Origin of the sequence: Arthrobacter sp. GMC3 (assembly GCF_002929305.1) — a bacterium.
Taxonomy (GTDB): domain Bacteria; phylum Actinomycetota; class Actinomycetes; order Actinomycetales; family Micrococcaceae; genus Specibacter.
The window spans coordinates 21,851-35,474 of the sequence record NZ_PJIO01000018.1 but is presented as its reverse complement, the minus strand read 5'-3'; the positions used below and the strand labels follow the sequence as shown (position 1 = coordinate 35,474).

Here is a 13,624-nt window from a genome sequence, read left to right as displayed (position 1 = left end):
ATGGTTGCGGCGAGGCGGAAGTTATTGACACAAAACATTTATCCCACGGCTACTGCGAGCATTAAATTGATGTAGGGTATGGCGTCATGTTGCACTACGAACTCGGTAATGACGGCCTCAGCGGCATCCGCTTTGGGATCTCACCGCTGTGCGAAATGGGACTCTCACTACGTGCCGTCAAGGACCCAAGCCGCTACCCGCTCCAACTCCCCTGGCTCTCACACACCCGGGAGGCCAGAGAGAGCCTCGAGATGGAACTGCTGATAGGGCTCGTCAACGACCGGTTGTGGACTCCGGATTTCCTGAATCCCCGGCCCACCTCGCCGCTGACGCGCGTTGAAGATGAATTCACGGCGCTGGCAGCTCTTTCCCCCGCTCTGTTCATCGAGCAGCTGGAGAACATCCACGGGCTGCTGCCCAGGACGGTGACTGGCTCACCCCGTGCGGCCATTCGCCGCATGGTGACGGCCCTTCGCGAGTACTGGAATTGTTGTTTCGCCCCGCATTGGCCGCGCATGCGCGCCATTCTCGAAGCAGACATCACGCATCGGGGGCGGGTGGTGGCTCAGGCCGGTATGGCCGAGATGCTCAACGACATTTCACCGGCAGTATCGTTCGCAGGGTCCCGAATGGACATCAGCCTGGCAAGTGTCCCAGAGAACCGAACCGTCGAGGTTGCCGGGCGCGGTGTCATGTTGGTCCCCACCATGTTTACCAGGGGCGCCTCGGCTCCCGTCGATCCGAGCGAGGCCCCGCTGATCTTGTACCCTGCCCGAGGCCAGGGTGCGATGTGGGAGACGGAGCATGTGGTCAACCCGCGCGCCGTCGCCCAGCTGTTGGGCCAGACGAGGGCCAGCCTCCTCACCGCTTTGGCAACGCCGGCTTCATCGACGGAACTCGGTTTCCGCTTCGGTGTGAGCACCTCTGCGGTGAACCAACACCTCCGCGCCCTCAAGGACGTCGGCCTGGTCACCAAGACCCGCTATGGGCACAGCATGCTTTACTTGCGCAGCCCGCTCGGTTCAGCCTTGCTAGGAGCGGGCCAGCACGGGTAGGGCAAGTTCGCGTCCCATGGCGGTAGCACTGTGCAGTAGCCCGCGCATGACGAGCATGAGCAGGACGAAGGTCGTCCCACAGACGCTGGCCCCAACCACCGCTACCAACACGCCGGGCCCGCCCACGTGCATCACGCCCAGCAGATGGCTGCCAAGGAGCAGCACCAGTGCCGTGGCGGAAGCCGCCGCCACGATGATCACGTTGACCCAGCGGTACGCCTCGCTGGTGAAGATCGCACCGCTCTGGACCCTGTCGAGGAGAACCCAGATGGCAAGCAGCACAAGCTGCAGGCAGGCAATGGCAACAATGACCACCAAGGTATACGGGACGGTCAGAAACGCAACTTCCGGGAACTGCGCTGCGGATTCGCTGGCGTAGTTCGGGACAATAACAATCTGTCCCAACAAGGTACCGAGGAAGAGCGCTACTAGGAAGGCTCGCAGGAGGCCTATCACTGACTCGTTCATGGCTTGATTGTCATTGAATAGCTACCATTTATCAATAGCTATTGGCGCCTGCGCGGCGCCCTGGATTGCTCGCGTTGCCCACCGGCATAGACTGTGGTCATGCCGATCATTCCCGATGAAAAAGACTGGACCTGGGTGCTGTCACGGCCGTGCCCGGACTGTGGCTTTAATGCCGCGAACACTACCCCGGCCACTGTCGCCACCTCCATCCCTGCCCTGCTTCCGCGCTGGTACTCGGCCCTCAAAAGGGCGGGTGCAGACCAGCGCCCCGATGACGCCACCTGGTCCGTGCTGGAATACGCAGCCCACGTCAGGGACGTCATTGAGGTCTTTGCGGGCCGCCTGGCACTCATGCTGGATGAGGAGAACCCGCATTTCCCCAACTGGGACCAGGACCAGGCCGCCGTGGACGGCAACTACGAAGCACTCGATCCGGCCGACGTTGCGGCGGATCTACTCCAAAATGGCAACGACGCAGCGTCAGCATTCGGCGCCGTCGCCCCTGAGCTCTGGGACCGCCGTGGACTGCGCAGCAATGGCTCGGAATTCACCGTGCTGACCCTATCGGGCTATTTCCTTCACGACGTGATCCATCATTTGCACGACGTCGACTCCTAAGGATTCGCTGCCCTCGCTGGTTGCAGTTGGGCCGGCTTGCTGGGAAGGTCCCCTTCGTGGACATCTCGGAAGCGTCTAGGGTGTTAATCAGTCGCTATCCGATGCGCGGCTGGCGATTGTTTCGGTCTATTTAGGGGGAATATGTTGACGACGATTATTGGTTCGGTGAGCAGTGCAGATCCGGTCATTCCTGTGCCGTGGGTGCTTTTGCAAGTCGCCGTATCGCTTGTATGTTTGGCCCTGTTGATCGCATCATTGATAAGCATCGCCCGGACCAGGAATCAGCCTCCCGCCAGAACCACGGTGTGGGTCGCCATAGTTTTTCTGTTGCCGACTATTGGCCCTATTCTCTGGTTCATCGGAGGACGGAAAGCATCCAGACTCACCCGGAACCCGGGTAGAACAGCCGGCACGCGCACATCATCATCGGCAACGCGTTAGAGGACTTTGTCCCATGCCACGGTCCGGCGCAGGGGCCGGTAGCCCATGTTCTCGTAGAGGCCCAGGGCGCCGCTGGGGTTCTCGGTGTCCACGTCAAGACACGCGAAGTCCATACCGTCGTGCTTGTAGCGGGTCATGGCGTCCGCCAACAGGGCCGGGGCCACGCCACGCCCGCGCCAGGCCCGCCGCACGCCGAGAATCTCCGTATAGCCCTCTTCTCGGCCCACCGCGGCAAAACGTAGCGGGTCATACATGGATAGCTGGTAACCGGCCACCTCCCCGGTAGTGTGGTCCACCGCCACCGTGGACCAGGTGGGACGGAAGTTCTCATGGTTGAGCAGAAAAGCCCATTTGTGGGCGCTGCGCGGTTGCGAGCCCCAGTGATCGGCAAACGCCTCGTTGTGGGCCAGCCGGACCGCCTCCCCCAGCTCGGTGGTAAATGGCACCAGCCGGACACCGCGCGGCTCCCTCACATGGGGAATCTCCTCCAGAGAGCGAAGCATCTCCGAAAAGTACCGCACCACCGCATAGCCAGCCCCGGTGAGCAGTCCCGTGTGGGCGGGGTTGACCTCCGAGGTGTAGGACCGCACTCGCGCCTGCGCCTGCCCGTCGGCGGCAAACCTGGCACGTAAGAGCTCCTCCTGCCAAGCCAACACGGCGGAGCCTATGCCGCGGCGCTGCCACAACGGGTCCACGCCGCCCATGGCATATCCCCACTCTCCGCCCGGGGTCTTCGAGACGTACCCGTACGCCCGCGGCACCCCGTCGATGTCCACCCCCACGGCGGTATTGCGGGCCACAGGGTCTTCCTCCGACTCAAGCACCTCCGCCAGATCGGAAGCCTGCTCGTGCCAGACGGCGTTCTCGGCCTGGGCAATCCGCTCGATCAACCCCAGCCAGGGTTGCGCATCCGCCGCCGCCAAAGGCCTAAACGTCAGGCCACTGGCTGCTGGCAGCTGCGGGGTTTGGTTTGAACTCATGCCCCCAGCCTAAACGCGTGCCGGCTCACGCACCACGTATCCTTCGCCCAGATCCAGGTGCGTATCGGCACCCGCTGCGAGGTCGTCGTCGTGCGTCACCAGCACCACCGCTGCGTCAGCCAGCGCGTGGCGAAGGTCTGCAATCAGCTCCCTGGCCTCGTCCTCGCCCAAGTGTGCGGTGGGTTCATCGAGAAGTACGACGTCGGATCCGGCCACGAGCGTTCGGGCCACCGACACGCGGGTCCGCTGCCCTCCGGAGAGCTCGTGCCCGCCAGCCCCTACCCGGGTGTCCAGGCCCTGCGGCAAAGTCCCGTACCAGGGCCCCAGGCCCACCGTTTGAAGGGCAGTTTCCAGTTCCGCATCCAGGGGCGCGTCAGAAGCGGACCTGGCGAGGGAAAGGTTGGAGCGAAGCGTTGAATTGAACAGGTATGACTCCTGCGGGCACCAGGCAATATGGCCCAGGGCAGTATCTGTGGCGGGACGCTCGTTGAGGGTGTAGTGCCCCTTTTCCGGGGTGAGGAAGCCCAGCAGCACGGCCAGCAAGGTCGACTTTCCGGAACCGGAGGGCCCACTGACACTCCACCAGTGCCCGCGATCCGTGCCTCCGCTGACACCCGTGAACACCGGTGTTGCCGCATCCGGGTAGCGTGCGGTGATGTCGGTGACTTCCAGCGCGGTAACGGTTTCACCGGCGTCTGCGGATTCGCTGGGGGTTCTGTCCACCACTGTGCGACTGGAATCCAGTAGCGGCATGGTGCGCCCCATCATGCCCAGCAGCAGGGGCAGCTCGGCCACGGCGTCGATGTACTGTCCCAACGGTTCGGCCAGGGCCAGCATCAGCAGGGCAACCACGGCCACGGCACGGGGATCCGCCCCGGCCGCTACGGCGCCGATGGTGACGACAATCGCCGCAAGGGAGGTCACCAGGGATACTGCCGATTGCCCCAGGCCGTTGACCCAAGCCAGGCGCCGCAGGGGCGCGGCAACTCCCAGATCGCGGGCGGTAAACCGTGCAGCCTCAACCGGACCCACACCGTTGGCAGCCAATTGGTCGGCGGCGGCAAACAAGGTGGTGGTCCGGCTGGCCAGCCACGAACGGTGGATACCGGCAGCGGCCGATGCGCGGCGCTGGGCCACAAACACCACAACAGGCAGGATCAGCAGCGCCACAACGCCCAGCACCACCACCATCCATGCCACTTCCGGCACCATCAGCACCACGGTGAGCAACACGGCCGCGTAGGAGATGACGGCCGCCGGGATGGGTACCACGGTGCGGGGCAGGGCATCCCTGAGTTCATCGACGTCGGCCACCAGAGTCCCCAGGGAGCCGCCGGAGCGCGTGAGCCTTCCCCAGTGGCGCACGTTGGAGCCCAGGGCGTCCCAGAGCCGAAGCCTGAGCGTAGCGGCCCAGCGGAAGACGGCGTCGTGGGTCAGCAGGCGCTCGGAGTAACGCAACACCGAGCGGCCAATGCCGAACGCCCGCACACCCACAATAAGCGTCAGCAGGAACAGCATCGGCGGCCTGTCAGCGGCCCAGACAATGAGCCAGCCGGAGATGCCCGCCAGTGCCGCGGCGCTGAGAGTGGCAAGTGCCGAGACCAACACGCCGGCGGCGAAGCGCGGCGAGAGCAGGGGCAGCGCCTTGAGCCAACGCCACTGGAATCGTGGCGCCGGGGCTTCTACTTCCTGCGGCACGGCCTGTTGATCAACCGGCCGTTCTGCCGAGGCCAAGGCACCTTGCTCCGCTGCAGGCTTCACCGCGGGGACTGTTTCGCCCCGCAGCAACGCAGCCAGTTCCCTGTCGTGGCTGGCCACCACCATAGCCACCTTCCCCCGCAGGGCACACAGGGCGTCCCTGACTGCCTGGGCTGAGACCTCGTCCAGGTGCGCCGTCGGCTCGTCAAAAAGTGCCAGCTCTACGGACGGGTCAAGGGCAATTCTGGCCAGGGCGCGGGCCACGGCCACACGGCGCAGCTCCCCCGGGCTGCAGTCCAGCGGCGAGCGCTGCGCCACGTGACCGGCGTTGACCCTGGAAAGCGCGTCCTGAACCACCGCAGCAGGCACCCGCAGGCCTGCCGGGCCGGCGGCGTAGAGGGCTACATCGGCGGCAACGGTGTCCTCGGTGAAGACGGGGTGCTGGGGAACCCACACCGTGGAGCTGCGGGGCGCTGTTGCAATTTGGCCACTGATGAGAGGCCCACAAGTCTCAGCTTCAGAGTCGTGGGCGGCGGCAGCCGCGCCGGACGCGGTGGTACCGGTGTATTCTGTGAGGGGAAGCAGCCCCGCCAGGACGGCCAGCACTGTTGATTTGCCCGTTCCGCTAGGGCCGTCCAGGACCAGGACACCGCCGCGTTCCACGGTTGCGTTGAAGTTGGACACAGCGGCTTCGCTCCGTCCCGGGTAGGCCACCGTCAGCTTCGAGGCATGCACGGCGAAAACGCCGTCGTCGTGTACATCTTCCACATCCGGGGCCGCGGGGGTGCCGGCGTCGAGGATCTCATTCACGCGGCGCAACGCCTCCACACCGTCCTCACTGCCATGGTGGGCGGCGCCAAGGTCACGCAGCGGCCTGAAGCACTCGGGGGCCAGCATGAGCGCCAGCAAACCTGCCTCCAGGCCCATGCCGCCGTACACCAGGCGGACACCGATGAAGACGGCCACCACGGCCACGGAAATGGTGCTGATCAGCTCCAGGGCCATGGAGGACAAGAACGCCGTCCGCAAGGTGGTCATGGTGGATTTGCGGTACTGCTCGGAAACCTCGGCCAGGGCCTTGCGCTGGGCATCTGCGCGGCGCAGCCCCACCAGGACGGGCAGCCCGCGGGCCAGCTCCAGCAGGTGGTTGGAGAGCCGGTCCAGGCCGTGGGCGGCCTGCTCCACCCGCTCCTGGGTGTGGAAACCAATCAAGATCATGAACACCGGAACCAGCGGCACGGTCAGCACCACGATCAGGGCGCTGACCCAGTCGGAGATCAGGATCTGCAGCCCGATCATGGCCGGCAGCACCGCACAGGTGACCAGGGCGGGCAGGTAGGCGGTGAAGTAGTTATCGAGCCCGTCCAGGCCACGGCTGGCAAGCATCGCCTGCGCACCCACGGCGTTCCTTGTGCCATCGGATGCTGGGGCGTGCCCGCTGAGCCTGTGAGCCACAAGCTTGGCCCGCAGTTCCTCCTTGGTGCCCAGTGCTGCGCGCCGGGCAAGGACTTGCTGGCCCCAGATCGCCGCGGCCATGAGCACCGCGCCCAGCGTTCCCTGGACCAGTAAGCGGGCGGGATCGGCTGGCGTCCCGGCCGCCCACTGCGCCAGCGCATGAGCCAGCGCAGCCATGAGCAGCACCAGCGCCACCGCTTTGACCGCAGCCAGGCCCGCTAGTCCGGCCAGGGCCCTGCGGGTGTTCTTTGTGGTGGGCAGAAGCGGACGGGCACCCATGCTAGGCGGTCCCCCCTGTTGCTCCGGCGGGCGTTGTCGCCTCGGATTGCCCGACGGCGGGGGCAAAGTCGTGCGGTTCCGGGAGGTTCGCCAACGTGATGCGCTTACGGAAGACCCAGTAGGTCCAGGCCTGGTAGGCCAGCACCAGCGGCACGCCGACGGCGGCAACAATGGACATCAGGCGCAGCGTATAGGCGGAGGAGGAGGCATTTTCCACGGTGAGGTTCCAGGCCTCGTTCAGGGTGGAGGGCAGGACCACCGGGAAAACTGCGCTGAAGATGGCGGCACTGCCCACCACCAGGAACAGTCCCATGGCCAGGAAGCTGAAGCCTTCGCGGTCCTTGCGGTTCGCCGTCCAGGCTGCCACGGCTGCCACCACGGCTACCGCGATTAGCGCCCAGCTAAACCACTTGCCGTTCAGGATTGCCACGGCAATGACCCAGACGGCCAGCGGGAGCAGGCCCACAGGCAACCAGCGTCCTACCAGGCGGCGGGCACGGATCCTGACGTCGCCGTCGGTCTTCAGCGCCAGGAAGGCTGCTGCATGGATCAGTGCGAAGCCCACCACGGCCAGGCCGCCCAGGACCGCGTACCAGGTGAACCAGGCGAAGGGGCCGCCCACGCGGTCGCCGTTCTCGTTCAGGGGAAGGCCGGTGGTGGTCAGGGCCAGCAAGGCGCCAATGCCGAATGCTGCCACGAAGGAGCCAAGGCTGATAGCCCAGTCCCAGGCCGTGCGCCACGTATCGGAGTGGACTTTTCCGCGGTATTCAAAGGCCACGGCACGGAAGATCAGCCCGAGCAGCACGAACACCAGCGGAATGTAGAGTGCGGAGAACAAGGACGCGTACCAGAATGGGAAGGCTGCGAACGTGGCACCACCGGCTGTCAGCAGCCACACCTCATTGCCGTCCCAGACTGGGCCCACCGTGTTCAGCAGCAGCCGGCGTTCCTTCTCGTCGCGGGCAAAGAGTTTCATGAGCATGCCAACGCCCAGGTCGAAGCCCTCCAGGAAGAGGTACCCGGTCCACAGCACGGCAATGAGAATAAACCACAATGTCGGGAGGAAATCCATTTTCAGTCCTTAGTTGCACAAAGTTTTTGAACGGTCGCCCGGGGCGCTGCCCCGAATAGGGTGCTTCGCTAGTACGCGAACGCCAGCACGTCGTCGTCGGCCTCCGGCCCACCCGGGTGTTTGCCGCCGTCGCCCTTGTCCTTATCGGGGCCATGTCCCAGCTCCGGCATGGCCGAGACCACCCCGCCGCGGATGTATTTGGTCAACAGCACCACCTCCACCACCAGCAACACCGCGTACACGGTGCTCAGCGCAACAAGTGAGAAGATCACCTCCCCGCCGGAAACTCCCGGCGATACCGCTGCGGCGGTGAACATGAATACCTGGTCGATCCCGGACATCGACGGGTTGGGGGCCACCACAAAGGGCTGTCGGCCCATTTCGGTGAAGATCCAGCCGGCGGCGTTGGCACCAAAGGGGGCCAGGATACCTATCAGGGCCAGCCGCATCAGGCCCTTGGACTGGGGCACGGTCCCCTTGCGTGTGATGAACAGGGCCACGGCGGCGGCCAGGGCGGCGAGACCGCCAAAGCCGATCATCATCCGGAAGCCCCAATAGGTGACGGCCATGATGGGCACGTAGTTGATTTCGGCACCGGCGCGGGCACCGAGCATGGGGTCATCGGGCAGGTGCGTGCCGTACTTGGCCTGGTATTCAGGCACCAAGGTGTTGACGCCCTTGATCTCCGTGGTGAAGTCGTTGTGGGCCAGGAAAGACAGCAGGCCCGGGATTTCCATGACGGCCACCACGTCCTTGCAGTCGCGGCTGCCCACGTTGCCCAGGGACAGTACGGAGAAGCTGGTGCCGTCATGGCAGGCAGCCTCGGCGGCGGCCATCTTCATGGGCTGCTGCTCAAACATGAGCTTGCCGGACAAGTCACCGGAGATCGCGGAGCCTGCGAAGGCAATCATGGCCACCACTGCACCGATCCGCAGGGATTTGATCCACATGGCGTGGTCACGCTTGTCGCGTCCGGGAATGGTGGCCGAGGCCCCCACCACTACGCGGCCGGTGGCGTCAACGGTGTCGATACCGTCCTTGCGGCGACGCCACAGGTGGTACCAGGAAATACCCAGCAGAAAACCGCCGGCCACGGCCAGGGCGCCGGTCATGGTGTGGAAGAACGCCACCAGGGCGGTGTTGTTGGTAAAGACAGCCCAAGCGTCCACCATCTGGGGGTGCCCGTTGATCAGTTCAACGCCCACCGGATGCTGCATCCAGGAGTTGGCCACCAGGATGAAGTAGGCGGAGACAATGGAACCGCACACGGCGATCCACAGACAGGCCAGATGGACCTTGGCCGGCAACTTCTTCCAGCCAAAGATCCACAAGCCCAGGAACGTGGACTCGACGAAGAAGGCCAGCAATGCCTCCATGGCCAGCGGGGCGCCAAACACGTCGCCCACAAAGCGGCTGTACTCGCTCCAGGCCATGCCGAACTGGAACTCTTGGACAATGCCGGTGGCCACACCCATGATGAAGTTGATCAGGAACAATTTGCCCCAGAACTTGGTCATGCGCAGGTATTCTTCCTTGCCCGTGCGGAGCCAGGTGGTCTGCAAGATGGCCACCAACGTTCCCAGGCCGATGGTCAGCGGAACCATCAAGAAGTGGTACACGGTCACTATGCCAAATTGCCACCGGGCGATGTCTAGGGGGTCCATCAATTTCCTCGATCCAGGAGGGTAAGCATCGAAAAAGCAATTTTCTACATCACGTAGAACTTCAAGTTCTACCCTGTGTAGAACATTGCTGTCAAAAGCTGTACATTGGGATATGTACGAAGAGATTATTTGACCGGTATTAGCACCATAATGAAGAAGGATCTTGATGGCTACACTTGGCGACCTTGAACGGGCCGTGATGGATCTTTTATGGGAGCATCCGGAAGCAATCACTGCCAACACCTTGCGGGACCTGCTGTCCCAACGGACCTCCGACGCCGGGCTTGACTCCCGCCCACTGGCAGTCACCACTGTTCTGACCGTGCTCTCCCGGCTGGAAAAGAAGGGCCTGGTGGAGCGCGAGCGCTCCTCTCGCCCCCACCGCTACCGTTCGGTGACTAGCCGGGCCGAACACACGGCCGAGCTGATGCTTGAGGTGTTGGGTTCGGCACCCGACCGCGAGGCCGTCCTGGCCCGCTTCATCGGCACGGTCAGCGATGGCGAAGCCGACACCCTGCGCAAGCTCCTGGGCCGTTAGCCAGCCGTCCGGCGGAGCCTCCTCCTGGACGGCTCCGCCGGACGTCCCCGGACACGGTAAGTTTTAACATATGTTTTGGACCTCGTGGTTTTTGGCGGTCCTGGCCATCGCCTTGGCATGGCCGGTTCCCGTCTTTCTTTCGCGCGCCCACTGGCCGGCTAGGGCCCCCTTCGCCGCAATGGTCCTGTGGCAGTCCATAGCTCTTGCCGGTGGCCTGTCCATGATCGGAGCCATGCTTTGCTACGGCCTGGTCCCCCTGGGTGAGAACCTCAGCGCCGGCCTGCATGGGTTGCTGGAAGTCGTGGTGGGAGAAGAATCACTGGACACCCTGGGGCTAAGCCACGTGTTTGCCCTGAGCGCAGCCAGCCTCCTCACAGCGCATCTGCTGTTCACCCTATCGCTGAGCTACTTCAGGATCAACCGCCAGCGCCGCCGCCACCGGGAGCTCTTGCTGCTGCTCAGCTCGCCCTCCAGCGAACGCCCCGGCACGCTGGTCATCAACCATGAAGCACCTGTGGCCTACTGCCTGCCGGGCGGCTCACGATCGGTAACCGTGCTCTCCGACGGTCTCATGACACTACTGTCCCCGGAGGAGCTGCGCGCGGTCCTGCTCCACGAACAAACCCATTTGGCCCAACGCCACCACCTGCTGCTGTGGGCCTTTGCCGCCTGGCGGTCCGCCCTGCCTTGGCTACCTACCTCCAAGCTGGCGCAGCGTGCCGTCTCATCCCTGATCGAGATCATGGCCGACGACGTCGCCTTGCGTTCGGTGAGCAAGTCAACCCTGGTCACGGCCATCGCTCTGGTGGCTAGCGGCTCGGCCCAGCTGCCGGCTGCCTCGCTGGTGGGCAGCGATGTGGAGAAGATTGACACCCCCGCCACAACGTCGGCCAGGCTGGGGCGCTTGCTCACCCCGGCCCCCAGCATGAGCGCGGCACGGCAGGCCCTGATCATTACCTTGGCGGTGCTTCTGCTCGCTGTCCCCACGGCACTGCTGTTGGTGCCCGGAATCCTGGCCTAGCACCGAGAAGCTTCCCGGCTTTCCGGGATTCCTAGGCGTCGATCCTGTCGGCGTCGAGGTGTTCGCTGCCGGCCACGATGAATTCCTTGCGGGGGGCCACATCGGAACCCATCAACAGTTCGAAGGTGTGCTCGGCCCTGTCCGCATCGGCACTGGTGACCCGGCGCAGCATGCGGTGTCTCGGATCCATGGTGGTTTCTGCCAACTGCTCGGCGTCCATCTCCCCCAGGCCCTTGTACCGCTGGATCGGCTTCTTGTACTGCTTGTTCGTTTTCTCCAGCTTGGCCAGGAGCGTGTGCAACTCCTTTTCCGAGTACGTGTACACCATCTCGTTGGCCTTGGAACCGGCGTTGATGACCTCCACACGGTGTAGCGGCGGCACGGCGGCGTAGACATTGCCGGCGTCGATCATGGGGCGCATGTAGCGGAAGAACAAGGTCAGCAGCAGGGTGCGGATGTGGGCGCCGTCGACGTCGGCGTCCGTCATGAGGATCACCTTGCCGTAGCGAGACGATTCCAGGTCAAAGCTGCGCCCGGAACCAGCACCCACCACCTGGATCAGTGCGGCACATTCGGCGTTCGCCAGCATGTCCCCCACCGACGCCTTCTGGACATTGAGGATCTTTCCGCGGATGGGCAGCAACGCCTGGAAGTCGGAGGAGCGCGCCAGCTTTGCCGTACCCAGGGCGCTGTCACCTTCAACGATGAACAGCTCGGTCTTCTTCACGTCATTGCTGCGGCAGTCGGCAAGTTTTGTGGGCAGCGAGGAGGTCTCCAACGCCGTTTTGCGGCGCTGGGTTTCCTTATGAACGCGCGCTGAAATGCGCGACTTCATCTCAGAAACAACCTTTTCCAGCAACGTGGAGGCCTGGATCTTCTCGCCCCGGGCGGTGGACTCCAGCTTGGCCTTGAGTTCCTTTTCCACCACCTTGGCCACAATGTTCTTCACGGCCGGGGTGCCCAGGATTTCCTTGGTCTGGCCCTCGAACTGTGGCTCGGCGAGGCGGACGGTCAGAACGGCCGTCATCCCGGCCATGACATCATCTTTTTCGATCTTGTCGGTGCCGGCCTTGAGCTTGCGTGCATTGGTTTCGATGACCTTGCGGAACGTCTTCAGAAGTGCCTGTTCGAAGCCTTCCTGGTGCCGGCCACCCTTGGGCGTGGCAATGATGTTCACAAAGCTGCGCATGGTGGTGTCGTAGCCAACGCCCCACCGTAGGGCAATGTCCACCTCACAGTCGCGTTCCACGGCGGTACTTTCAAGGTGTCCCTCGGCGTTCAGTACGGGCACGGTCTCGGTGAAGGAGCCGTGTCCTTGAATCCGCCAGATGTCGGTGACGCCACCGCCGACGGCGAGGAAGTCAACGAACTCTGTCAGGCCGCCGTCGTGGTGGAAGATTTCCTCATGGGAGGCGAACTCTCCCGGCGAGCCGGGCAGGCGGCGCTCGTCCCGGACGGTGATTTTCAACCCCGGGACCAGGAACGATGTTTGGCGGGCGCGTGCGGCCAGTTCGTCGTAGGAGAACTTGGCATCGGCGGTGAAGATCTGCCGGTCGGCCCAGTAGCGGATCCGGGTTCCGGTGACGCCGCGCTTGGTGGTGCCTACAATGTCCAGGCTGGATTTCTCCAGGAACGGTTCAAAGTCCACGGACGGGCTCGGGGTCTTGCCCGGATCCTTGAAGTGTCCGGGCTCGCCACGGCGGAAGCTCATCTGGTAGGTCTTGCCGCCGCGGTCCACCTGGGCATCCATGCGTGATGAAAGCGCGTTGACCACGCTGGCACCCACACCGTGCAGACCACCGGAGGCCGCGTAGGAGCTGCCGCCAAACTTGCCGCCGGCGTGGAGCTTGGTGAGCACCACTTCCAGGCCAGTGAGCCCGGTCTTGGGTTCCACGTCCACGGGGATGCCGCGGCCGTCGTCGTGCACCTCCACGGAGGTGTCCTTGTGCAAGATGACGGTGATGTTTTGGCCGTAGCCTGCCAGCGCCTCATCGACTGAATTGTCGATGATCTCCCACAGGCAGTGCATGAGTCCGCGCGAGTCCGTGGACCCGATGTACATGCCGGGGCGCTTCCGGACAGCTTCCAACCCCTCCAGAACGGAAAGATGGCGGGCGCTGTAATCGGAACTCGAACGTGCCACGGTTGGCGTACTCCTTTTGACGGTGGGGGCAAGGAATCCTCTACTTGCTGCCCTTCAAGGTTAACCGCTGTACGCCCTCGCCCCTGACAGGCATGCCGTGAGGGCTACGCGGTGAGCGAAAGTGGGCCCATCCACGGATGGAACGGCTACGAATAATGGTTATATAGGTATCAAGAACTATGAAGGAGGCCA

11 protein-coding genes are annotated in these 13,624 nt (G+C 63.9%); 5 read left to right on the top strand and 6 right to left on the bottom strand.

Annotated elements, in window-relative coordinates; genetic code table 11:
• Positions 1-86: 86 nt before the first annotated feature.
• On the top strand, positions 87-1,055 hold the full coding sequence (locus tag CXQ94_RS19320; protein WP_104092229.1) for a DUF5937 family protein: 969 nt from the start codon (positions 87-89) through the stop codon (positions 1,053-1,055).
• Here the strand turns inward: CXQ94_RS19320 and CXQ94_RS19315 are convergent.
• On the bottom strand, positions 1,032-1,523 hold the full coding sequence (locus CXQ94_RS19315; RefSeq protein WP_104092228.1) for a DUF2975 domain-containing protein: 492 nt from the start codon (positions 1,521-1,523) through the stop codon (positions 1,032-1,034). The two genes, CXQ94_RS19320 and CXQ94_RS19315, sit on opposite strands and share 24 nt — an antisense overlap.
• A gap of 99 nt (positions 1,524-1,622) precedes the next feature.
• Here CXQ94_RS19315 and CXQ94_RS19310 point away from each other — a divergent pair, with 99 nt between their 5' ends.
• Positions 1,623-2,141: a DinB family protein gene (locus CXQ94_RS19310; RefSeq protein ID WP_104092227.1), complete on the top strand. Its 519-nt coding sequence runs from the start codon at positions 1,623-1,625 to the stop codon at positions 2,139-2,141.
• A 141-nt stretch (positions 2,142-2,282) separates the two neighbouring features.
• On the top strand, positions 2,283-2,582 hold the full coding sequence (locus CXQ94_RS23370; protein WP_104092226.1) for a PLD nuclease N-terminal domain-containing protein: 300 nt from the start codon (positions 2,283-2,285) through the stop codon (positions 2,580-2,582).
• Here the strand turns inward: CXQ94_RS23370 and CXQ94_RS19300 are convergent.
• The 4 genes from CXQ94_RS19300 to CXQ94_RS19285 form a co-directional block, all read right to left on the bottom strand.
• Positions 2,579-3,562 carry a GNAT family N-acetyltransferase gene (locus CXQ94_RS19300; protein ID WP_104092225.1) on the bottom strand — a complete coding sequence of 328 codons (984 nt, stop codon included), beginning with the start codon at positions 3,560-3,562 and terminating at the stop codon, positions 2,579-2,581. The two genes, CXQ94_RS23370 and CXQ94_RS19300, sit on opposite strands and share 4 nt — an antisense overlap.
• A 9-nt stretch (positions 3,563-3,571) precedes the next feature.
• Entirely contained in the window at positions 3,572-6,994 is a 3,423-nt protein-coding gene (gene cydD / locus CXQ94_RS19295; protein ID WP_104092224.1) for a thiol reductant ABC exporter subunit CydD, read from the bottom strand.
• Between the two features lies 1 nt (position 6,995).
• Positions 6,996-8,066, bottom strand: coding sequence for a cytochrome d ubiquinol oxidase subunit II (gene cydB, locus CXQ94_RS19290; RefSeq protein ID WP_104092223.1), 1,071 nt, complete (start codon positions 8,064-8,066; stop codon positions 6,996-6,998).
• 68 nt (positions 8,067-8,134) lie between these two features.
• Entirely contained in the window at positions 8,135-9,730 is a 1,596-nt protein-coding gene (locus CXQ94_RS19285) for a cytochrome ubiquinol oxidase subunit I (protein WP_104092222.1), read from the bottom strand.
• A gap of 166 nt (positions 9,731-9,896) precedes the next feature.
• On the opposite strand from CXQ94_RS19285, the gene CXQ94_RS19280 reads away from it, so the two are divergent.
• Together CXQ94_RS19280 and CXQ94_RS19275 are read left to right on the top strand one after the other, a co-directional pair.
• On the top strand, positions 9,897-10,268 hold the full coding sequence (locus CXQ94_RS19280) for a BlaI/MecI/CopY family transcriptional regulator (RefSeq protein ID WP_104092221.1): 372 nt from the start codon (positions 9,897-9,899) through the stop codon (positions 10,266-10,268).
• A gap of 70 nt (positions 10,269-10,338) precedes the next feature.
• The gene (locus CXQ94_RS19275; RefSeq protein ID WP_104092220.1) at positions 10,339-11,289 is read left to right on the top strand and encodes a M56 family metallopeptidase; all 951 of its coding nucleotides are present in this window, start codon (positions 10,339-10,341) and stop codon (positions 11,287-11,289) included.
• A 31-nt stretch (positions 11,290-11,320) separates the two neighbouring features.
• Here CXQ94_RS19275 and CXQ94_RS19270 read toward each other — a convergent pair whose 3' ends face one another.
• Positions 11,321-13,432: a type IIA DNA topoisomerase subunit B gene (locus CXQ94_RS19270; RefSeq protein ID WP_104092219.1), complete on the bottom strand. Its 2,112-nt coding sequence runs from the start codon at positions 13,430-13,432 to the stop codon at positions 11,321-11,323.
• Between the last annotated feature and the right edge of the window lie 192 nt (positions 13,433-13,624).